The sequence below is a fragment of the Microbulbifer sp. ABF4_107 genome (assembly GCF_056312215.1).
Genome location: NZ_CM149983.1, coordinates 1,834,985 through 1,856,283, shown reverse-complemented (window position 1 = coordinate 1,856,283; position 21,299 = coordinate 1,834,985). Strand labels below are relative to the sequence as shown.

The 21,299-nt window shown below is 49.0% G+C and carries 28 protein-coding genes; 26 read left to right on the top strand and 2 right to left on the bottom strand.

The window, feature by feature from the left end; translation table 11 throughout:
* The first annotated feature begins 1 nt into the window (after nt 1).
* The 24 genes from ACYX4K_RS07620 (at nt 2) to ACYX4K_RS07505 (ending at nt 16,300) form a co-directional block, all read left to right on the top strand.
* Nucleotides 2-694 carry a hypothetical protein gene (locus ACYX4K_RS07620; RefSeq protein WP_475092709.1) on the top strand — a complete coding sequence of 231 codons (693 nt, stop codon included), beginning with the start codon at nt 2-4 and terminating at the stop codon, nt 692-694.
* A 2-nt stretch (nt 695-696) separates the two neighbouring features.
* The gene (locus ACYX4K_RS07615) at nt 697-1,434 is read left to right on the top strand and encodes a flagellar hook-basal body protein (protein WP_475092710.1); all 738 of its coding nucleotides are present in this window, start codon (nt 697-699) and stop codon (nt 1,432-1,434) included.
* Nucleotides 1,435-1,778: 344 nt separating this feature from the next.
* Entirely contained in the window at nt 1,779-2,207 is a 429-nt protein-coding gene (locus ACYX4K_RS07610) for a flagella basal body P-ring formation protein FlgA (RefSeq protein WP_475092711.1), read from the top strand.
* Nucleotides 2,146-2,718 carry a flagellar basal body L-ring protein FlgH gene (locus ACYX4K_RS07605; RefSeq protein WP_475092712.1) on the top strand — a complete coding sequence of 191 codons (573 nt, stop codon included), beginning with the start codon at nt 2,146-2,148 and terminating at the stop codon, nt 2,716-2,718. Before ACYX4K_RS07610 ends, ACYX4K_RS07605 begins: the two co-directional genes overlap by 62 nt.
* A complete protein-coding gene (gene flgI, locus ACYX4K_RS07600) occupies nt 2,688-3,845 on the top strand; it encodes a flagellar basal body P-ring protein FlgI (protein ID WP_476178808.1) in 1,158 nt (385 codons plus the stop codon). Before ACYX4K_RS07605 ends, flgI begins: the two co-directional genes overlap by 31 nt.
* Complete coding sequence (locus ACYX4K_RS07595) at nt 3,845-4,198, top strand: hypothetical protein (protein ID WP_475092715.1); 354 nt, start codon at nt 3,845-3,847, stop codon at nt 4,196-4,198. Before flgI ends, ACYX4K_RS07595 begins: the two co-directional genes overlap by 1 nt.
* Nucleotides 4,195-4,587, top strand: a complete 393-nt coding sequence (locus ACYX4K_RS07590) for a flagellar basal body rod C-terminal domain-containing protein (RefSeq protein WP_475092716.1) — start codon at nt 4,195-4,197, stop codon at nt 4,585-4,587. The genes ACYX4K_RS07595 and ACYX4K_RS07590 overlap by 4 nt, the downstream gene beginning before the upstream one ends.
* Complete coding sequence (gene fliE, locus ACYX4K_RS07585) at nt 4,584-4,877, top strand: flagellar hook-basal body complex protein FliE (protein WP_475092717.1); 294 nt, start codon at nt 4,584-4,586, stop codon at nt 4,875-4,877. The genes ACYX4K_RS07590 and fliE overlap by 4 nt, the downstream gene beginning before the upstream one ends.
* Before the next feature lie 5 nt (nt 4,878-4,882).
* Nucleotides 4,883-6,130 carry a flagellar M-ring protein FliF C-terminal domain-containing protein gene (locus ACYX4K_RS07580; protein ID WP_475092718.1) on the top strand — a complete coding sequence of 416 codons (1,248 nt, stop codon included), beginning with the start codon at nt 4,883-4,885 and terminating at the stop codon, nt 6,128-6,130.
* Nucleotides 6,127-6,423, top strand: coding sequence for a hypothetical protein (locus ACYX4K_RS07575; RefSeq protein WP_475092719.1), 297 nt, complete (start codon nt 6,127-6,129; stop codon nt 6,421-6,423). The genes ACYX4K_RS07580 and ACYX4K_RS07575 overlap by 4 nt, the downstream gene beginning before the upstream one ends.
* Before the next feature lie 8 nt (nt 6,424-6,431).
* A complete protein-coding gene (locus tag ACYX4K_RS07570; protein WP_475092720.1) occupies nt 6,432-7,094 on the top strand; it encodes a hypothetical protein in 663 nt (220 codons plus the stop codon).
* Between the two features lie 134 nt (nt 7,095-7,228).
* Nucleotides 7,229-8,383, top strand: coding sequence for a hypothetical protein (locus ACYX4K_RS07565; protein ID WP_475092722.1), 1,155 nt, complete (start codon nt 7,229-7,231; stop codon nt 8,381-8,383).
* The gene (locus ACYX4K_RS07560) at nt 8,376-8,813 is read left to right on the top strand and encodes a hypothetical protein (protein ID WP_475092723.1); all 438 of its coding nucleotides are present in this window, start codon (nt 8,376-8,378) and stop codon (nt 8,811-8,813) included. The genes ACYX4K_RS07565 and ACYX4K_RS07560 overlap by 8 nt, the downstream gene beginning before the upstream one ends.
* Nucleotides 8,803-9,549 carry a hypothetical protein gene (locus ACYX4K_RS07555; protein ID WP_475092724.1) on the top strand — a complete coding sequence of 249 codons (747 nt, stop codon included), beginning with the start codon at nt 8,803-8,805 and terminating at the stop codon, nt 9,547-9,549. The genes ACYX4K_RS07560 and ACYX4K_RS07555 overlap by 11 nt, the downstream gene beginning before the upstream one ends.
* Nucleotides 9,539-9,949 carry a flagellar hook assembly protein FlgD gene (locus tag ACYX4K_RS07550; RefSeq protein WP_475092725.1) on the top strand — a complete coding sequence of 137 codons (411 nt, stop codon included), beginning with the start codon at nt 9,539-9,541 and terminating at the stop codon, nt 9,947-9,949. The genes ACYX4K_RS07555 and ACYX4K_RS07550 overlap by 11 nt, the downstream gene beginning before the upstream one ends.
* Before the next feature lie 8 nt (nt 9,950-9,957).
* A complete protein-coding gene (locus tag ACYX4K_RS07545) occupies nt 9,958-11,133 on the top strand; it encodes a flagellar hook-basal body complex protein (RefSeq protein WP_475092726.1) in 1,176 nt (391 codons plus the stop codon).
* A 6-nt stretch (nt 11,134-11,139) separates the two neighbouring features.
* Nucleotides 11,140-11,832, top strand: a complete 693-nt coding sequence (locus ACYX4K_RS07540; protein WP_475092727.1) for a hypothetical protein — start codon at nt 11,140-11,142, stop codon at nt 11,830-11,832.
* A gap of 1 nt (nt 11,833) precedes the next feature.
* Nucleotides 11,834-12,130 (top strand): FliM/FliN family flagellar motor C-terminal domain-containing protein, encoded by a 297-nt coding sequence (locus tag ACYX4K_RS07535; RefSeq protein ID WP_475092728.1) that lies wholly within the window; start codon nt 11,834-11,836, stop codon nt 12,128-12,130.
* Between the two features lie 18 nt (nt 12,131-12,148).
* On the top strand, nt 12,149-12,775 hold the full coding sequence (locus ACYX4K_RS07530; protein ID WP_475092729.1) for a flagellar type III secretion system pore protein FliP: 627 nt from the start codon (nt 12,149-12,151) through the stop codon (nt 12,773-12,775).
* Nucleotides 12,776-12,786: 11 nt separating this feature from the next.
* Nucleotides 12,787-13,362: a tetratricopeptide repeat protein gene (locus ACYX4K_RS07525; protein WP_475092730.1), complete on the top strand. Its 576-nt coding sequence runs from the start codon at nt 12,787-12,789 to the stop codon at nt 13,360-13,362.
* Between the two features lie 4 nt (nt 13,363-13,366).
* The gene (locus ACYX4K_RS07520; RefSeq protein ID WP_475092732.1) at nt 13,367-14,140 is read left to right on the top strand and encodes a calcium-binding protein; all 774 of its coding nucleotides are present in this window, start codon (nt 13,367-13,369) and stop codon (nt 14,138-14,140) included.
* A gap of 951 nt (nt 14,141-15,091) precedes the next feature.
* Entirely contained in the window at nt 15,092-15,805 is a 714-nt protein-coding gene (locus ACYX4K_RS07515) for an NUDIX hydrolase (RefSeq protein WP_475092734.1), read from the top strand.
* 27 nt (nt 15,806-15,832) lie between these two features.
* Nucleotides 15,833-16,096 (top strand): hypothetical protein, encoded by a 264-nt coding sequence (locus tag ACYX4K_RS07510; RefSeq protein WP_475092735.1) that lies wholly within the window; start codon nt 15,833-15,835, stop codon nt 16,094-16,096.
* Nucleotides 16,097-16,120: 24 nt separating this feature from the next.
* A complete protein-coding gene (locus ACYX4K_RS07505) occupies nt 16,121-16,300 on the top strand; it encodes a hypothetical protein (protein ID WP_475092736.1) in 180 nt (59 codons plus the stop codon).
* Nucleotides 16,301-16,511: 211 nt separating this feature from the next.
* On the opposite strand, the gene ACYX4K_RS07500 is transcribed toward ACYX4K_RS07505, so the two are convergent.
* Together ACYX4K_RS07500 and ACYX4K_RS07495 are read right to left on the bottom strand one after the other, a co-directional pair.
* Nucleotides 16,512-17,927: a nicotinate phosphoribosyltransferase gene (locus tag ACYX4K_RS07500; protein ID WP_475092737.1), complete on the bottom strand. Its 1,416-nt coding sequence runs from the start codon at nt 17,925-17,927 to the stop codon at nt 16,512-16,514.
* Between the two features lie 398 nt (nt 17,928-18,325).
* Complete coding sequence (locus ACYX4K_RS07495) at nt 18,326-19,384, bottom strand: bifunctional nicotinamide-nucleotide adenylyltransferase/Nudix hydroxylase (protein WP_475092738.1); 1,059 nt, start codon at nt 19,382-19,384, stop codon at nt 18,326-18,328.
* 194 nt (nt 19,385-19,578) lie between these two features.
* Between ACYX4K_RS07495 and pnuC the strand changes: the two genes are divergently transcribed.
* Nucleotides 19,579-20,157, top strand: coding sequence for a nicotinamide riboside transporter PnuC (gene pnuC, locus ACYX4K_RS07490; protein ID WP_475092740.1), 579 nt, complete (start codon nt 19,579-19,581; stop codon nt 20,155-20,157).
* Nucleotides 20,154-21,152 (top strand): AAA family ATPase, encoded by a 999-nt coding sequence (locus ACYX4K_RS07485; protein ID WP_475092742.1) that lies wholly within the window; start codon nt 20,154-20,156, stop codon nt 21,150-21,152. Before pnuC ends, ACYX4K_RS07485 begins: the two co-directional genes overlap by 4 nt.
* Nucleotides 21,153-21,299 lie beyond the last annotated feature (147 nt).

Sequence of the window (21,299 nt, the reverse complement as noted above, 5' to 3'; positions counted from 1 at the left end):
CGTGAGTGCGGGTTACGAATATAGCCTCAAGGCTATTCAGGGAAACATCCAACAGGTAGAGCTGCTTAGCCAAAATGTGGCCAATATTGGTACGCCTGGCTATATGCCGATTGGTGCCGAGATTGCACCGATTGAGTTTCAGCTCGATTCGTCCTCTGAGCCGGTCATCCGTGTACGCAAGCACGATGTGTCCATAAAACCCACTGGTTCAGAAAAAGACCTCGCGGTAATCGGTGACGGCTATTTATGGCTGGAGTCACGCGATGGTAGTACCTCGATCGCCAAGAGCGCGACATTAACGGTGAATCCCGAGGGCGTGTTGACGAATTCTTTTGGCTTACCAGTACTTGATGATAATGGCTCGAAGATCGTTATACATTCGGACTTTGAAATAACGCAGGACGGAGTGCGCGCGCTTGACGGTTCCCATGAATGGCCGATTGCACTTATCTCAATTGTGGGACATTTGTCCGGTGAAATGATTGACGGTGCTTATCGGATTCAAGCCGGGGATCTTGGCGGAATTACCGACGGTGCCTCGATTCTGAAAGGGCATGTAGTAGTCCCGAATCTGAATAGTGCATCAGAGATGATCAGCATGATGCAAAAAACCAAGCATGTTGAATCCGTACAGCGTGCGCTAATGACAATCGACAGTATTTACGACGCTGGCATTAACCAAATTGGGAAGTAGTTGTGGACGCACTTTATATCGCTCAAACAGGGCTGAATGCCCAGGCTGAACAATTGGATGTTATCTCTAACAACATCTCAAATATGAATACTCGGGGCTATAAGAAAGCGGATGTCGAGTTCACAGCGGTGCTGCAGGCAGCTGGTGAATCCAGCCAGGCATTGAGTGGTGTTGCTGTAGAAGGTGTCCGCAATGACCTTAGTCAGGGATCAATGCAAGTCACCAACAATCAGTGGGATATAGCGATTCAGGGCAACGGCTTTTTTCAGGTTGCTTTGGATAATGGCGATTACGCTTATGTGCGCAGTACAAGATTGTCGGTGGACGAAGACGGCTATCTGAAAACATCCTCAGGCGAAAAGCTCTCAGACTATGTGAATGTACCCTACGGTGTGGAAAGTGTGTCTATTTCTCCAACAGGTGAAGTAATTGGAAAGTTGGACGGGGCCGAAACGGTGCTTCTTGGGGAAATACAGCTCCACAATGTGACGGATGTATCGAAAATGTCGCAGGGTCAGGGCGGACTATTCTACGTCGAGGACGGTATTGAAGTGACTGCGGCTACTCCGGGTGACTCAGGTATGGGGCTGGTACGCCAGGGCTATGTGGAAGGCAGCAACGTAGAGCTTACTCAGGAAATGGTCCAGCTAATCATGGCACAGCGCGGCTACCAGCTTAATGCAAAGATTGTGCAGATCGGCGATCAGATCATGGAAACGGTCAATAACCTGCGGCGATGACTGCTAAATCGATCATTTGCTTTCTCGTGTGTCTAGCAGCGTCTTCGATAACCGCACAGGAACGCTCAGCGCTGGTTTCAGGTGACAGCCGAAATGTAGATGTGACTCCATCGTGTGAAAATGAAAGATGCAGTATTACGGCCTTCGCAAGGGAGTTACTTATACAGCAGGCGCGATCACAGGGTTGCACCGTCCGGGCTACTGCTTTCAAGGGGTACGAGAAGGCGCAAGGGATACTCGTCGGGCCGGAGCTTGTATCGCAGTTTGAGTACCCCTGTCGTCCGGGTATCCGCAAGGTTGAGCTATTAGGTAAGGACGCGCATGGGATCCGGGTGCGAAAGGCCGTGTGGTTGAATGTCGAGCTTTTTGCACAAGTGCTAATTGCAGATAAAAGCTACCGTAAAGGTAGGTCGATTTTGGGTTACAAGGCTAAGATTGAGGAGCGCTGGGTTGACTTTGAAGGCGTATTTGGTAACCCAGTGAAAAACTATCTCGCCAAGAAGCGTATAAAGCGAGGCGAGATGTTAACCAGTGTGAATGCACTTCAGAGAAAAATAGTTGCGGCTGGCGATGAGCTGATCCTTCAATCTCAGGCCCGTGGCATCATCATCAACTTGAAATCTGTGGCGATCTCTGACGCTGACATTGGCGATACGTTGAAAGTTGTCACACTCCATAACAACCAATTAAATTGCGGGATACTGAATAATCATGAGGTTGCTATTCGCTGTACTGCTCTGCGCGACAGTCAAGCTGACTCCTGCCGTTGCTGAAGATCTGGTAGACCCTGACTTGTATCAAGGTATTGCTGCTGATAAACGCGCTTACCAGATTGGGGATACGGTAACCGTATATATAGCCGAGCGCACAGCGGCCGAGAGTTCGGCGTTCACAGATCGCGAGAGAGAGTTGGATTTCAATGCGTCGGCTTATGACTCCACCTCCGACCATCGAGTGGGTTTTGGGCTTGATTCCGAATCCCGCGGTGAGGCAGTCACCTCCCGCCGCGGTGCGCTTCAAGGTCAACTCACTGCACGAGTGATTGGTTATAGCGAGGTTGGCCATTTGGTTGTAAAAGGGGAGCAGGTGATCGTGATCAATGGAGAGGCGCAATCCTTGTTCATTTTCGGCACCCTTCGTCCCGAGGATATTTCTCGAGATAACACGATTTACTCAACCCGTCTAATGGATGCCCATATTGAATTTGTGGGTGACGGCGTGGTAGGTGGTGCGCAACGGGCGGGTGCGATTACGTGGGTAATGAGATGGCTGGGGCTCAACTGATGTATATGTTCTTGCGACTGCTGTGTGTGATTGCCGCATGCATCTCCGTCTCGGTCTCTGCTATCACCATTGAAGAGGTAACACGCATAGAAGGTATACGGGATAACCAGCTGGTGGGTTATGGTCTGGTTGTCGGCCTTGCGGGGACAGGGGATTCTGCAAGAAATCGGGCAACGATACAGAGTGTCTCGAATACTCTGCGAGAATTTGGTGTCAATACGGAGCGGTTTAATTCCGCATCCCGGAACGTTGCTGCAGTAATCGTCACTGCAACCTTGCCACCGTTTGCTTCCCGTGGAGATCGGATAGACGTTCAGGTCTCGTCACTGGGCGATGCTCGCTCGCTTGCCGGTGGAACGCTCTTTATGACACCCCTAGAAGGCCCGGATAACCGAATACATGCGTTGGCGCAGGGTCCTGTTGTTACTGGTGGCTACAACTACTCCAAGTTCGATACTAGCTTACAGAAGAACCACCCAACGGTCGGCAAGGTCACGAAAGGAGCCATTGTAGAGCGAAATTTCAGCTCTGAATTTATCGGCGAAGATGGTGGCGTTGTGCTGATTTTGAACGAGCCGAACTTCCAGATGGCTAGTGATATCGCTAGTGCCATTACCGATCGAGTTCCTGGTGCCTTTGCGGAACCGCTTAATCCCGGGAAAGTACTCGTTTCACCTTCCGATGGGAAGGGTGCTTCCCCTTTTGATGTAATTACCCGTGCGCTAGCGGTGAATATCGATCTCGTTGAAAGAAATCGTATTGTCATTAATGAGAAAACGGGCACGATCGTAGCTGGTGGGCATATCGAAATTGGGGAAGCGACGATTTCGCACGAAAATATTCACGTGGCCATCACTACTGTGTATGACGTAAGTCAGCCCTATGCGGTAGGTCTGTTTGCCGGGCGTAGATCGAGGACAGGGGATATTCGCACTGAGGTTGTGCCAAGCACGGATATTATCGTTGCGGAAGAAGATCGCGCACCCGTGACAATGCGTAAAGGTACCAAGGTCGACGAGCTTCTGAAGCACCTCTCCAGTATTGGTGTTCAAACGCGAGACATTATCAGCATCCTACAAGCGCTGAAGAGTGCGGGTGCGATTCAAGCAGAGATAGTGGTGGAATAATGAATGTAGATTCTATGTCGGCACTTGTGGGGTCGGCTCTTGACTACTATGCCGCAGCACAGGAAGTCAATAGCAGAAATTTTAGTGCGACGGGAACGGGTAGGGGCTTTAAGGTTGCGGCGGATTTCAATGAAATCTTGAATGAACACCTTGAAGCCGGAGGAAGCTATCAGTCATTTTGGGCTGAGGCATCTCAGTTGGTCGACGAAAATGTCACGGTAAATGCGCGAGAAGTAGCCCTGCCTGATGTAGTGCTCTCAAGTCAGAGGCTGTCTGGTAGTTACAAGAATATTGGTACTGTCTACAACCAGATGGTTGAGTTATATCAAGTGGCGCTGGGGAAAGGTAAGTGAGTACAACTGCGGCTGTTGAAGAACTTGCTCGCTCAATGCAGCGAGATCTGGCGTCGGTAGAGCTTTCTACATTTCTTGTGGCGAATGCAGAGCGGATGCTTCCTACAGGTACAGGATCGCTCTACGTCGGCTATGCACATGGTTCAGACCGCCTTTCTTTTAGTGATCAACTAGAGACACTGATGGGCGCGGTTGAGGTACCGACAAAGAAAGTATACCTACCTGATTCTGACTCGGCAGACTCTGCAGGATACGTCCGCATGGTGGATGTCGATGTCGCAAAAGAATTTGTTGACATGAGTCTGACCAAGCGCCGCTATGAGGCCGCGATCAAAGTGTATAACTCAATTTCGAGTATGAAAGCCACTGCGCGGGAGATAGGACGATGAGTATTGATAGCATTCGACCAGTATATACCGCAATGAGCGAAATCATTGGCAATGAAACGTCAGTAACCGAGTTGCCCAATGGGCCAGATTTCACACAGTTTCTTGAGAATGTTTCTCAGGAAGCGAGTCGAGTCGAAGGACTGGTTGAAGAATTTGTTCGTGGTGGGGATGTCGAGTTACATACAGTCATGATCGAAATGCAGAATATGAAACTCAAATTACAGGCCGTTACGGAGCTAAGAAACAAGGTGGTTGAAGCCTACCAAGAAGTAATGAGAATGCAGGTGTAACCCCGATGAATTCAAAATTCTTAATGTCCGTAGCGATTGTTGTACTGACAATTATTGCCGCTTTGACGACGTATGTGCTGTGGAAAGGTGACCACGTTGTAGTCGATAGCTTGGCAAATGAGCAGAAGCAAGAAGCGCTTAAGAACTACCTTGCCACACGTGGGATACAATATAGCGTAAATGATTCGGGTCAGATCATGGTATCCCCAGATCAGATTGAGGAAGTTCGGCGATCTGTAGGTGCTACTGGTGTACTCAGCCACGAAAGAGTCGGCTTCGAAATTTTCCAGGAAGATAGTTACGGTGCGACAGAGTTTGCACAAAAAATATCCTACCAGCGTGCATTGCAGGGAGAACTCGAGAAAACAATTGTTTCCTTAAACGGAGTGCTTGACGCAAGGGTGCATTTGGCAATACCCACAAAAACCAGAATATTTCGAAAAACCGAGGAAGTGGCTGCGTCGGTTGTTGTGTCACTTTCCGATGAGGCGAGTTTGGGCAGTATCGAGCCGGCAGTTCGCAGTATCGTCATAGGCGCAGTTCCTGACATCGCGGCCGAGAGTGTTTCCGTAATCCAGGATAGTGGGAGCCGTTCAGGTACGACCGTGGGCGACTCCATTTCGGCGCAGGAGAGGTTGCGTGAAGCGGATATCGTCGAGTCAGTATCGAAGATGCTGCTAACGTGGTTCAAGCCTGCAGATTTCAGTGTCAGCGTGTCGGTCACAATGACCAAGGATCGTAAGACGATCGCATCAACCGCTCCGGTTGCATCTTCTTCCGTTGTTCGCACAAAGAAAGTGACATCGGGCGATGATGGAGAGGCGGTAGAAGATATTAGCTATGAGTATGGAACCAAGTCTGAAAATATTGAGGTGCCTGCAGGCCAGATCGTCAAAATTGGCATGGGTGTAGCAATCAATGCGGATATCAGTGACTCTCACCTTACTGCAATCAGAGAGCTGATTTCCAGTGCCATTGGGCTCGATGAACAACGCGGCGATAGCCTAACTGTAACCAGGCTAAATGTCCTAGAAAGCGCGACTGATTTAGATGCGCCAACGCTACCTTCCGAGATCACTGTACCTGAGAATGGGATAGGAGGCATTGGTTCGCGGACCTTGCTGTTCTGGGAAGTGGCAGTTTCAGCGAGTGTGGCACTTATGCTCATTACGAATCGGTTGCACAGACGGCGTCAAAGGAGGCGTGTGGTCAAGAAGGTCGAGTCCTGGCTATCTGGGGAAGTTCTACAGTGAATGCAAAGTTAACAGCAATTGCCTTGGCCAATTTACCGAAAGCCGCACAAGAAAAGGCGATGTCGGAGCTTCCCGATGATCAGGTGCTTGCGGTTAAGCGAGCACTCAAAAATCTCAACGAGAACTTTTCTTTCAGGGATTTCAAGTACTTGAAGAGTCGTGACCTGGAAGGGTTGATTTCTAGGTTCTCTGAACTGCCAATTGATGAAGAAACGCGAAGCCGTGCTATTCGGGGACTCAATCTTGGTGAGCAAATGAAGCGTCACCTTCTCAAACAACTTAATTTAGGCTAGACAAGGATATGCCTACTCTCAAGCTACCAGTAAAGCAAATGCAAGCAGCGATTGAAGTCCGAAGTGTCGAACAGTCGCAATCGCAGTTGAAGTCAGAACAAGTAGCTATTCCGTCAGTTCTAATTTCTAGCGATGACGTAAAAGCTGCAGAAGAAATGGCTTACCAACGAGGTCTTGAAGATGGCCAGAATGCAGTTATGCGTACGGTTGCAGCAGAACGTGAGGAAGTTGAAGTACTGACTACTGCGTTGAAGAAGAAAATCTCAATGCTGGAAGAGTCCACCAGGGCAATCGCCGGCCTTGTCGATGAGTTCAACAAGGGTGCCCAGGCCATCAATAGTGGTATCGAAGTGGTTTCCAGCCAGTTTCAGAAGGAGTTGGTGCGTTGCTTTCTGTTCGATGAGGATCTCCTTGCGCAGCAAATAGCCCGCAAGTTGGAGAGCTTTCTCAATAAATTGACGTTGGTCGACTACCGGATCATAGCAGACTCTGCCTTGAAAAAGTCTTTTGAAATGGATGAGTTGTTGGCTCATCACTTGCCAAAAATAGAAGTCGAGCAGGGTGCATGCAAGTTGGTTCTTATAGATGGTAATGGCGAGCTCTACTGGGACCCTGGGATGATTCGCGACGCACTGGTGGCGTCTCCTGTTCGCGATGTAAAGTTCCTGTGATGTCGCAGCGTAGACTTTTCGATTATGGATTATGTGCTCCGCCAATTCTGTATCGTGAAGGACGTGTGACAGGCGTAGATAGGAGTTCGATAACCACCACTGGAATAGTTGGGTATATCGGCCAAGTATGCTACGTGCGCGATCGCGTCGGCGCCTATATTGGTGCTGAGATCATAAGGAGTACGGCGGATACTACTGTCCTCATGCCCTTCGGAAAAGCTACGGAAGTACAGCCAGGCTGTGCCGTAATCAAGCCCGAACAGAAAAAGACTCAATCAGTGCGCGAGTCAATGAATGAGTCATATTTTCTTACAGCAATGGGCGAACCTGTGGAGGAATACAAGCGTGAAGAGCCGCTTTGGGATGATTCTGAGGATGGGGGCAAGGGTCAACGCTATGCTGCGCCTTTGCCCGCATGTGAAAAAATTTCTACTGGAATATCAGTGTTCGATGATTTTCTTCCATTGGCGTATGGACAAAAAACAGCAATTTTTTCGAAAGCGGGACTTGGTAAAAGCTCATTACTTAAGACGCTCATAAATTCGAGAGCGTTTGATCATGTCGTATTTGCATTAGTAGGAGAGCGTTCAAGAGAGTTGCTGACTTTTGTTCGTGACGTAAAACTGGATCAATCTACCAAGACTACGGTGGTTGGTGCAGCGGCTTCAGAGCCAAGTATTCGGAAGGTGAGAGTTGTAGAAACGGCCTTAGAGGCGGCTGGAGAATTAGTTGCCGAGGGCAAGAATGTACTGCTTGTAGTTGACTCGATTACAAGATACGCAGGCGCTTTAAGAGACATTGGTATTTCATCTGGAGAGACTCCTGGTCGGCAGGGCAACCCCTTGTCTGCCTTCAATGGTGTTTCTGCCCTTTTGGAAAGCGCCTCAGTCTATGTCAACGGTTCGAGTTTGACGATCGTTGGCAGTGTTCTTCTGGAGTCAGATTTTGAGGACCTGATCGCTGATTTCGTAAAGTCTGTTACTGATGGGCACGTGTTTCTATCAAGTAAGCTCGCGAATAGAGGCGTGTTTCCGGCAGTTGACTTACTGGCTAGCCAGTCAAGACTTACTGAAGTCGTGTTTTCTGAGGCGGAGAAGAAGGCTGCTCGGACCGTCAGAAGTGCGGTTGCCGAGTTTGAGGAGTTGGAAGATTACATCCGGTTTTCGGGTTATCGCACTGGAGAGCAGAAGTCGGTTGATAAAGCGGTTAAGAACAGAAAATGCCTAGATTCTTGGCTACTTGGAGAGCAAACGTTTTCCAACCTCTTGGAGAGTATTTCAAGTGACTAGTTTCTACAAATTAGCCAAATATCAAAGATATAAAGCAGTTCGAAAAATCGACGCGGAAGGGCAATCTCTTCGGGGAAGTACAAAGAAGGTAGATGCACGCAAGATGCAGGTTCAAGGAGAGCTGGAAAACCTAAATCGTGTATTGGATAGTGCGGTTTGTTCAAGTATGCCGCTATATTTGCTGGATGAATATTTAACCAAGGTGGCAGTATACGAAGAAAACGCAGTCAGGTTGAAGTGTGAGTCAGATCGATTGTTCTCAGAGATTAAGCGGGTAGAGTCCAAGTTGTCTGCTGTTTCTTCACAAATTGAAATGTTGGATGAGCTGGGACGTCAGCGGACGTTTTTTGAAAAGTTTGCCCTGGATCAATACCAGGATGAAGTAACGCAGGATGAGTTTAGGGCGGGGATCAATCAAAATGAGCGTTAGCTTGCTGTCCGATTTTCTTTTTCCAGCCGTTGGCGACGTTGCCCCCCGAGACAATAAAACGGCTAGCAATAAACAGGAAACGCAGCCATTTAAGCAGTTGCTCGAATCTGATTCTCAGAACCATGTTCCGTCTGAGAAAGACACTTCAATTTTTGAGATTGAGGCGGGTGCAAACTTCGAAGTAGAGCAGTACGTGCTCTCGCTTTCGGGTGGAATGGCTAGTGGTGATTATCCCACTATTCAGAATTGGCCGCAGTTATTATCGTATGCTACAGGTGTCGATGGTGTTTCTCTGCGGTTTGGCGGCTCAAAGGAGATTGATGTTATGTCAATAGACGTTTCAGTCTCAATTTCCGATGGAATAGTGAGCAGCCATGATGTGAAGGATGTCCGTGATTTTCTGACTCATTTTTGGGGGCAGCGTCGATCGATGTCTGTTGATGTTGCTGGTCGTACAGCTTACCAAGTTGATCGCTTTGATTCTCGGATTCCTCTTTCTCCGTATCAGATGGGCTATACGCCAGTCACTTGGTCTAGTACTTCGCTGCCAAATAGATCTGTTCTTTTTTTGGTGAAGAATGAGGCGGAGAATGAAGGTAAGCATTGTTCTATTTTTGTGCGAAATTATGGTGAGTCGCTTGAAAACAGCGGCTGGTTGTTTGAGATGGTTCCTTCGGAATTACTAGAAAATGCAAGGGTATATTTTAATGGAGAGGCTTTAGACTATGTCCGTTGATGCAATCGGGAGCGTCCTTGGGAATACTGAGACAGAATCATCAAATTCCATTTCTCAGGAAGAGTTTCTTCGGTTGTTCCTAGCACAACTTCAATTTCAAGATCCGATGGAGCCGCTGGACAATAGTGAGTTCTTGGCGCAGTTGGCGCAGTTTTCCAGTATTGAACAGAATCGGCAGAATGGCTTGCAATTGGAGAATATCGCTAGGCTTAATTCTAGCTATCAGGCTTCTGAATTACTTGGCCGTTCCGTTGAGGTTTCTTCCGAGAGCGGGAGCCTATTCGGATCTATCTCAGCGGTTTCATTTGACGGTACAGGCACTACGTTTACTGTGAATGCCACAGATGGCAACGTTGTGTCTGGGCTGCGTCTTTCTCAAATACGTGTTATACGGCAATAAGGTTCATTATGCTCCAATCATTTTTTAATGGTTTGTCCGGGATGGTCGTGTTTTCGCAGGGTCTCAATACGATCAGTAACAATGTTGCGAATATGAATACTCCGGGTTTCAAGGCCGTAAACAATTTTTACCGCTCACTGGGGGAGGATGGTCACGGAATTGGTGCGAAACTGTCCGGTGAGTATATGGATGAATCTGCCGGTACCATCCGCGACACCGGAAGGGCGACGGATTTGGCGATTATTGGTGAAGGCTATTTCATTATCGAGAAAGATGGTGTTTATCAGTACACGCGTAACGGGCAGTTTGTGTTCGATGACGATGGATTTTTGAAGGATACAGTTTCGGATGGGTATGTGATGGGGTCCGGTCCCGGGGGGAATCTGTATCGAATGGATATTTCCACAATGAAGACGCTGCCCCCCGAAGCGACTACCGAGCTCGGTTTCTCTGGAAACCTTTCTACAGGTGACGACGAACACGAAATTCCCTCGGTTTCTGTCTTTAATACCTTGGGGGAGGAGGTAACATTTGGTATTCGTTTTGTCAATAACACTGCCACGAATCCTGGTGAGTGGTCCGTAGTTGTTGAAAGTGATTCCGGGGTTCCTCTGTGGACCGGGCAGCTGAATTTTGAACTTGATGGCTCAGTAAGTACAGGTAGCGAATCGTTATCGATTACAATTCCGTCAGCCGAAAATGGTACGGCTGGTGTTGCACTTGATTTGACTCTGACATTTGGTACTCCTGGCGATTTTTCGGGCAGTACTTCGTTTGCCGGCGGAACTGTGTCAACACTGGGGTCTGAGATCGTGGATGGTCGTGGTTCTGAGGGGCTTGTAGCGGCCAGTTTTAATGACAAAGGCGCGCTAAATCTACTGTATTCCAACGGTGATACCGAAGAGCCTTATACCATCGGTTTAGCCTATTTCGACAATCCTCAGGATTTGCGCCATATGGGAGATGGGTTCTACGTGGCAAATACCTTACAAGGTGTCAGTTACGGTCAGCCGGATACTGGTATCTTCGGGTCGATCCAAGGGAATAGTATTGAATCTTCAAATGTCGACTTGGTCCGAGAATTCGCTGAAATGATTATCGCACAGCGAGGGTATCAAGCCGCGTCGCACGTGATGGATGTAGCTAATACCATGATCGAAACTTTGTACCAGTCCAAGGGGTAATGCCTGATGAGAGTCTTTAATTTGACTGGCGATTGCTCCAATGCTTCAACAATTTTCCCAAGAATCGATCATGTTTCTCGTTGGCTACAGGACTGGTTGGGATTTGAAGCGCTGATTGCGGCGGAATTTCGACTAATTACCCCTGAAGATTCCAGTGGATTGTCTGCTTGGTCTGCTGGCGGAAAGATAGTTCTAATCTCTGAATCCGTCAGTGAATTTGTAGATTGGGAATTGAGGAAGCTGTCTCATTTATGCTCAGAATATAATTCAATTTCAGCATTTCCTTCGGCAGTTGATATGTTGCTCGGTCAGTTGGATATGGATCCCCCAAATCGCGTGGATTTCCTTCCCAATGGGATAGGTCCGTTTGATGTTTTGAAGTTATGTTTCAAGTTACCCAGTGGGCGGCCTGGTTTTGTTGCGCTTTCTGCTGAGTGTGTTGTTGATTCGTTTGAAGCCGGCGTATTGAAGCGCGGCTCCATTACAAGTTCTGCCTTGAATAACGATGTGGATCTGGTCGTCAATAAGAAGATCAAGGTTGATTTATCTACGGTTCGGTCAATGCAGCCTGGACAGACAATTCGTCTTGGGGATTTAGATGATTTTAGTTGGCGCTTAGCCATTGAATCCAAGGATGTCGGATTGACGGCATATCTAGGAAGGGATGGCGAAAAGCGTGCAGTTGTGATTGAGAGTTGATATGAGTGAAGTTGTGTTAGAAGACGTTTCCAATTTGGAGGAAAGTTTGAGAGCAAAGCCAATCTCTGGAAATTTCGACAAGATTCTAAATTCTGTTGAGGTGGAGTTGGAGGTAATCGTTGGCTCAGCAAAAGTTGTGTTAGGTCAGCTGGTAAATGGCGAGGTTGGTAGTGTGTTTGCTCTTGATCAGGCAATCGGTGACCCCGTTGTTTTGAAGTGCGACGGTCAAGAGGTTGGGCGCGGTCTTTTAGTCGCAGATGGCCCCCATTTGGCTGTCAAGATTATTGAGAATGATTGATTCCGGGATGTTGTACTAGTGGCTGAGCAGTTCAATTGGTTTACGATTTTAACATCGCTGACCTTTTTGCCATTTTTTCTTGTGGCAGTAACGCCATTTCTGCGGTTCATTATTGTGTACTCAGCAATCCGTTATGCGCTCGGGCTTCAGCAAAGTCCGCCAAATATTGTTTTGATTGCGTTAGCGATATTCACAACTATTTCCGTAATGGGGGATGTTCCGAGTCAGATATATTCTGGCGTTCTTCTTCCATTGTCTGAGCAGGAGATCACGCTCAAAGTTGCCGCTGACGAGCTTGTTCAAGCAGCAAAGGGATGGATGATACCTCGTGTGTCGGGCGATGATTTGGAAGCGGTTTATGCTATGTCGCAATCGGCAGTGCCGGCGACTGCAGAAGAGGTCTCTATCACTAAACTGATGCCTGCGTATATGCTGAGCGAATTAGCCTATGGTTTTAAGGCAGCTTTTTTCGTAATGGTACCGTTTTTACTGGTTGATCTGGTTGTTTCAGGTGTTCTCATGTCACTTGGTATGATCATGCTCCCACCAATTACAGTTTCGATGCCAATCAAGCTAATGCTGTTTGTGCTGCTTGATGGCTGGTCTCTAATTACTTTAAATCTGGCTCAGAGCACGATTATCTAGGATTTTCTATAATGAATAACCAAAAATTTGATTTGGAAGAACTCCTGCATCTCGCCATTCATGCATCAGTAAATGGCCGTATCGACGATGCCATTGTTAAGTTGAAGGAGCTGCTTGAGGTTGACCCCGCTAATCCCAATGCTCACTTTCTTCTGGCCGCTGACTATGCTGAGATAAAGCTTTTTGATAAGTCTCTTTCCCATTATCGAGAAGTTCTTAAGTTGCGTCCAGAAATGTCAGTGGCTCGCATTCAATTTGCTTTGCTACTGACTGCTCTAGATAACCTCGATGAGGCTGCACAAGTTCTGGAATATTTTGCGGGGCTGGAAGAGGAGTCATATGAGAGGTTTGTCCATGATGGACTGATTGCGTTACATCAAGAGAGAATGGCCGAGGCGAAGAGAGCGCTTCTAAGAGCTATCGAGAGTAACTCAGATAACGCTGTACTAAATAGCGATCTGAAGAAGATAGTTGATGGCATCGACCAGCATCTTGCCAAACGAGATGGTGTGGGTGCTCAGGCATCTTCGAGTCCCGCGAGTGGGAAATCCTTTTTCCTTTCAGCTTATGGAGAAAAAGAGTCGTAGTCGCATGTACGGTACTGATGCCGCGGATATTATCGAAGGTGGTCTGAGCAGCGACAACCTCTACGGTGAGGGTGGTGATGATGTCTTCTTGCTAACTGCGGGAGACACCGGGTACGATCGCTATGCGGGAGGTGACGGTGCGGACGAGCTTCGAGGTACGACCGGAAACGACCTGATCCGACTGGCAGCATACTCCGGAGCTACCACCGTTGAACGAATCAACGGCAACGGTGGCCAGGATGTCATTCAGGGCACCACCGGTAACAACACCCTCGACTTCTCACAAACAGAGCTCACCAGTATTGCTGAGATTGACGCGTCGAAAGGAAACGATACCGTTCACGGCTCAGCTTCGGATGACACTATCCGTGGTGGAGAAGGCACAGATACGCTCTATGGCAATGTTGGTGCCGATATCTATATCTTCGCCCGCGGCGATGGTTCGGACTCCATCCGTGATTCAGGCTCCAGCAACGGAGATACCCTCTATTTCGAAGGTGCGATAGCGCCCGAAGACATTTGGATCGTGAAAAATGGAGCACATCTCGATATCTATCTGTTTGCCGGGTCCGAGAAAGTTCAGATCGTAAGCTGGGAGTCTCTCGATAACCGTATCGAGAGTATCGCCACAGAGTCGGGAGCGAGCTTGGCTTTCGATATGATCGGAGGCCTTGCAAATACCATGACTACAATCGGTGTGCCTGTTGATGGTGCTATCTCACTTGATGCAGAGCAGCAGGCTGAGGTGGCGGAAGCAATTCAAATGGCCTGGCAGTAACAGTCTTTCAGCCAGAGATGCCCTGGACTACTTAAAATCGAAAATTTACTAGTTTTACCGGGGCTACACTGGGGTCAGCTTTGATAATTGATCAGACTTGGAAGTGAATAAGGAGTAAGCAGCTTCCTCGTAAGCGGGTTGACTACAATTTGGTAAGCGCTGTTTTTGCATAAATAATGAACAGTTTCTATGTGGCGTAAATATGACTTTATGCTACCTAGACGTGTTTTTAAACTGCTTGCTACGCTTGCTTTTTGATCATTTATAATGGTCTTAGATCTTTCCTGATTGGGACGTGGTGGGTCTCATCATTGCACGGAAATTTCTGGATATAATGGTCAATTTTTCAGCTATAATTGTGTTGCTGGTATTTTTTTAAAAAAGTAATCCGGTATTTTTTACGGTATATGGATGTACCCTTATGTTTGAAGTGTGTACTATTAATAGAATTTTTTGAGTAAGCTTCACGAGCCCAGCCCGACTATTTTCATTTCCGGATCCAACCCCTTGCGTATCTATTAACCTGGTTCATCATCCGTCCATGGCGACAATGTGTCCCATGCTGTGGCAAATAGTCTCATTTAATCGCTCGAAGAGAGCGATATATCAGACGGTACTTATTAAGCACTAGAGCCAGATACCGTCAGTCTGTAGGTTGAAGGTGAAGGGTGCATCTTGAACATTGATAGGGATCGCGGCGATCGAAGTCGTTACCCCTTGTAGTAAAAGCTCAGCCCCTTGCCTATACGCCTTGTCCTGCCGTTGACCACTACATCACCACGTAGGTAGATGAGTCCGCTTTGTAATACCGGATGCCGAGCGTTAGGCCCTCCTTGATAGCATCTAAAAGACACTATTCAATCAAGAGAAAATGACGAAATATCTCCGAAAGTTGCATCGTGAAAGGGTCGGCACTACTATAAGTGGCTAATTGACACTAATGGGGCGGGAATGAACGAACGTGAATACTTAGCTAAATACGACAAGCGCGCCTTCGACTCCCCGTTGCTGACCGTCGATGCGGTCCTATTTACTTATCACGAGGGCATACTGAAGGTATTACTTGTAGAGCGTTCCAATCACCCTGAGCAGGGAAAATGGGCATTGCCGGGTGGCTTTGTATCGGAGTCGGAAGACAAGACACTGGAAGATACCGTGGTGCGAAAGCTCAAAGAAAAGACCGGAGTTGTTCCCCCATATATTGAGCAGCTCTACACTTTTGGCGGTGCGGGCCGAGATAAGCGTGGCTGGTCCGTGACTATTTGCTATACCGCGCTTATCGCCCACCAAACTTGTGAAAGCCACATCGAAACCGTGTCGGATGTTGCCTGGGTGCCCATTGGTAAGGCCGAGAAGATGGCGCTCGCCTTTGATCACAAGGAGATTCTACAGCGTGCCCATGAACGGTTAGTTCAGAAGGCACTCTACAGCATCGTCCCGGCTTATGCTTTGCCAGAAAAGTTTACTTTGCCTGAACTGCAGCAGGTCCATGAAGTAATAATCGGTAAGCCGTTGCAGAAAAAGTCGTTTCGCAGGCGAATAGAGCAGGCGGACCTTCTTGTCGATACGGGTGAAAAGCGATCGGAGGGAGGGCGTCCGGCAAGCCTCTATAAGATGCGAGCAAAATCGGGTAGTTTCACTTTTGTGCGCAACTTGGAACTGTAAGGCTAGTGCACTACGCGGGGAGGTTTAATGGTTTGGCAGAACAAACTGATCGTCTATGTCGACATGGACCATACGTTGTGTGATTACGACAGCACCTACGCAGAGTACCAGCGGGAGTACCCTGAGGTCAGATTTCCGCAAAGTATCCCCGGATTCTATTCCGGCATGGCCCCGCTGCCTGATGCCGTAGAGGTCTATCGCTGGCTGCATGAGCAGGCTCAATTAGCCACGTTTGTTTTGACCGCACCTTCCCTCAAGAACCCGCACAGTTACATGGAAAAGCGGCTATAGGTCGAGGAGCACTTGGGGTATGACGTGGTCGATCGCCTGATCATCAGCCCGCACAAGGATCTAAACCGGGGGCATTACTTGATCGACAACCTGACGGAGGGGAAAGGTCAGGAGCGCTTTGAAGGGACACTGATCCAATATGACGGCGCGGAGTTCCCAAGCTGGTTAGAGGTTAAAAAGTACTTCGAGCAGCTATTGTCGTAAGAGATATTAAGGCGTCCGGACTCAGATCCACTAAGAGTGTATGTTGGCTTACTGCTCAGCTGTAGTAGCTCGCCCAGAGACTGGCGATGATTGGCACTTTTCTCTAGCCCCTGGACGAATTACTTGTGAACATCGTTTACGTGTTCGCTACGTAAGCTGAACAAAAGGAAAGTCGGCGTTACCGACTTTCCTCATCAGTGGTGTGGCGTGATTATCCCGTAGCGGCCAATGTGTTCTCCGTTGCCGGTACCGCTGCCAGAGTGCGAATCTCGTCAAGATCCTGTTCCACCAGCACTTTGCCATTTCGGAATATCGGCCGCAAAAGGTTTGTCCTAGCACCGAGCTCCTGCTCCCTGATGGTATTGATAGTGCCGTTACCACGGTGAACGAGCGCGAGGCGACCTTTCTTAGAGCGTTTACCGGTATCTGTAATCGGATCCTTGTATACATCTCGCCAGAGACCGTTGACGCGGACTGCGCTGGCTTTCATCGCAAACTTCATGGTGTCGCGATTCACCTTTTGCAGTAACTCGGCGCCCATCCCGAACGCAATATTGTCGGCACTCTGCTTGCGCGCCTTCATCGCGGCAAGGATCCCCTCTATCGTATGGAGAGAGACACCATCCCCCTGAATCACCCGCACGAAATCCGGTAGTACGCGGTAGCCTTTGTCATTGATCCGCGCACCGAAGATACGCATTAACCGCTCGATGGTTTGTGTCACCACATCGACAGGGTCGCCACTGTCTGGGCGTATCACCAGGGTGCCGCCGTTGTTCTCCACCTGCTCCTTAAGTTCGCCACCCCATATGTTCTCGATAGCGCTCCACAGATCGTAGCTGTCGCTGACTACGGCCACCAGTCGCCCGTCGCCGCTGAATTGAGTCAGCATGTTGGCATAGGCCTCGGTTTCGTGCTCTCGACCCCAGCTGGTCATGGTGCTGTGTTCCGCGGCGGGGATAGAAAACCCAGCCATTGGTGTGTTGTAGTAACGTCGCCCGGCAAGCAGCGCGGCAATCGTATCTGTGCCCTGGAAGTTCACTAGATGTGCCAATCCGCCAATGGCCGCGGTTTCCTCACTGCTTGCACCTCGTGCGCCGAAGTCATGTAGTTTGAAAGGAAGGCCATCGAGGTTGTCGGCAGTTTCTTCAAGGTAACGGTGAATGATCTTCTTTGCTTCACGGCTTTGGGTGGCCACGGTAGTGGGGTACCAAACTGCACGTAACAGGGCAGTCTCCACATAGCTGGTTAGCCAGTAGCAGGCTGGATCGGTGTTGATTACCTGGGCCAGAACATTCTTGACTGGGACGATGGTTCCCTCGGGCACAGCCTCGATTTCAATAGGGAGGAACCCCCCGTGTTGAGTCAGGATGTGCTCCCAACCGGTGCGATGGAAGGGCACACCGTGTGCGAGGCAGAGCTCCTCAGCCTCGTCAATGTCATTGGCAGTAATCGGAGTAGTGAGGTACTGCTTGATAAAGGCTTGCAGGCCAAAGAACACCGCCTCCTTGTACTGGCCGCCACGGCTTTCGATATAACTGCTAACGTACTGAGTCCCTTCAGGGTACTGGAGGTAGTGGCTAGTTTTGTAGCTATCAACGTTCAAGATCGGATTGTAGTTATGCATCGCGGAAATCCTCCGTGAGTGGTATTTGGCGCCGGTCTATCCAGCGCGTTTGGCGATTCTTTTCTTTGATAGAGTCTTTACGACACTAACAAGTATATAGTGGCCAAAGGACACTTAAAGGTCAAGTCGAAATTTAGGTATTCTTTTGAGCTGTTGTGGAGAGGGGGCTTCAGGGTGAAAATCGACCAGAAAGTCGGTGCTAGGGGGCTGTACTTGCGATCTATTAGGGGGGACTTGATGTGATCGGCTTCCCGCGGCGCTCGGGAAATAGGGGGCGAGTTCTGAGACTTGCTGGGCAGGTTCTTGGGCGCGTAGAGCGCATGGTTCTGTAAGCGACACTGCCGCCGCTTGCGTACCGGAGGCAACCTTTTTGAGGTTGCCTCCGGCTTGAGTTGGGTTCAGGCGCCTCCAATCAAGGACTGGATGATGTAGTAGTGATCCTCGAACATTTCTTGGGGATCTAGGCTGGCCAATGGAACCCATTGTGCGCGCCTTGCATCATCACCACCCTTTACCTTGGGGAGCTGCTTGCTCGGCTCTAGCTCGAGGTAATAAGCGTGGGTGATGGTTCTTCCGCGCGCAGAGCGGTGTGGTTCATCAAACACGTCCTGTCGTTTTATTGAGCCCCGGAGCACCGGTGTTGGTACTTTAAGGCGAGTTTCCTCGCGCAACTCACGTAAACAGGCGTCTACTAACTTTTCGCTTGGGTCTACGAAGCCGCCGGGTAGAGCCCATAGGCCCCGGCCTGGAAAGGCTCTGCGCTCCACCAGAAGGATATGCCCAGACTGAACTACGACTGCGTCCACTGTTACATGGGTTGGTTGATATGGCGCAGCTTCCCACGATGACTTGTAACGCTTGATGAAGGCCATTTCCTCTCGCATAGCGCCATATGCTGAATTTGACGCGACGAATTTGCCAAGCTGATTCGCCACGGCTGCGGGCAGCGCATGCCTTTCAGTGGCGGCTTGCAAAAATGCCTCCGCATCGTCGGTAAATAGGCCCTCGCGAATCGGAGTGGCACTGAGTTCTTGGTGATTGTCTACCGCGATGGAGTCCCACTGGGGAAAGAGATTCAGGTAGAAGCCTGACTGGTCTTTATGATGCCCGATTAGCGCAACCTTTGGGGGGCGGTGAGGGACTGTGTGATGAGCAGTAACGATTCCGGAGACTGAGTCTTGGACGTTACGGACCCAGAGTTCATCGTTGTATGGGACGTCCATAAGCGGCAGGCAAGTTAGGCGACTATTCTCGTCGTCAGCGAGGCATGCTCTGATATGTGATTCCCGTTCCAGGTGAGTCCAAGGATTGCGTGGGTTGCGTGGTTGGTAGGCCGAGCCAATCAGAATGACGAGGCGGTCCGCGCGGGCAAGCCCCTCTTCAACAACCCTTAAATGTCCAGAGTGGAACGGCTGAAAACGGCCAATAAACACTGCGAAGTCGTAGTCTCGAGTCATGGCAGCAAGCTCCTTGCTGTAGAGAAGGCCTCGGTCTTTCCGGGGCTTTTAGGGTGATCTCGCAAGCATTATGTGTCTATAGGACACTAAATACAAGCCAGCTCCTTAAGAGAAGGTCAATTCTCCCAATTCCTTTAAATAACGGCTGAATCCGGCTATAAATCACGCCTTTGAACTTACATGAACGACAAGTTATGAACTGGCTGGAATTGGTTGCAGTAGTTGCCGGACTTCTTTGTGTTTATTTGATTATTATCCGATCAATCTGGTGTTGGCCAGTAGGGCTTATTCAAGTTTCAGTTTATATTTGGATCTTCTACCACGCCAAACTCTATTCGGACGTGGGCCTGCATATTATCTATATCGGGTTGCAGTTATATGGTTGGTGGCACTGGCTGTACGGTGGGCCAGGGAAGAATCAGCTACCGGTCAAAAAGTTATCGACGAGAGGCCTAATCGTATTGGTGGCGATAAGCCTAGTGGGTAGCACCTCACTGGGAATTATTATGACACGCTATACTGACGCATCTCTTCCATTCGCTGATGCATTTACTACTGTCGCCAGCCTTACAGCACAGTGGCTACTCACTCGAAAATATCTGCAAAATTGGTATTTTTGGATTGCCGTAGACGTGGTTGCGATTTTCGTATACGCCTCCAAAGAGCTCTACATGACTAGTGCTCTCTACGCGCTATTTCTTTGTATGGCAATCGCTGGACTCATTGCCTGGCGAAATGAGCGCGCCACAACCCGGGAAATGCAGGTCGCATGAATACTGGCCTGGTCTTGGGGAAATTTGCACCCCTACATAAAGGGCACCAGTATCTGATAGAGACTTCGCTGTCAGAAAATGAGAAAACTGTCGTCCTTATTTACGATAGCCCAGAGGTAATTGCAGTCCCATTGAGAACCAGAACGGCATGGATCGAGCGGCTATATCCTAAGGTCGAGGTCATTGAAGTAGTCGGAGCGCCCAGTGAGGTCGGATCAAGTCCGGAACTTACTCGCAAACACGAAGATGTGGTCATTCGAGCGTTGAAGGGGCAAGCGGTCAATGCTTTCTATTCGAGTGAATTCTACGGCGAGCATATGAGTCGCGCTCTTGGAGCTGTCGATCGCCGGATCGATTCATGCAGAAAAAAGTTTCCAATTTCGGCTACGAAAATTAGACAGAACCCACTGCAGTATAAGAAATACGTTCATCCATTGGTTTACCGGGATCTGGTTGCCAATATCTGTTTATTGGGAGCGCCATCTACCGGAAAGTCCACGCTGACGGCTGCTTTGGGAAAAAAATATCGTACAGCCATAATGCATGAGCATGGCAGAGACTATTGGGAGAAAAACCAGGTAAACAGGAGGCTCTCGAAAGAGCAGCTGCTTGAACTAGCACAGCAACACTTGATTCTAGAAGAGCAGGCGTTACTTCGTGCCGACCGCTACCTATTCACTGATACCTGCGCTATTACTACGTTGCTTTTTTCCAAGTATTACTATGGCGATGCTCATGAAGAATTGGAGGCGCTTGCCCGCCAAGCGGTAGAGCGCTACGGGCTGTTCGTGCTGTGTGCAGACGATATCCCATATGACGATACATGGGATAGGTCCGGCGAGGCCAACAGAGCCGAATTTCAATCTGCTCAAATTGCTTGGTTGGAGGAATTTCGAGTTCCGTACCTTATCGTGCGAGGCGGGATCGATCAAAGAGTGATCAAAGTTAGCAAAGCGCTGCCCTCAGTTGACTTGCTGAGGTCTTCGACTGGGTGAATTACAGGTGTAGGGGGTTAGCTATTTTAGTCATTGTGCTGAATTGTCTGACAGGATTGCGTGCGGGCTTGGCCGTACACAGACAATTCCCAGTGCAGCTTACGTACGATTGCCAACTATTTCTTCCAAGCATACTGAGCTCCAGAT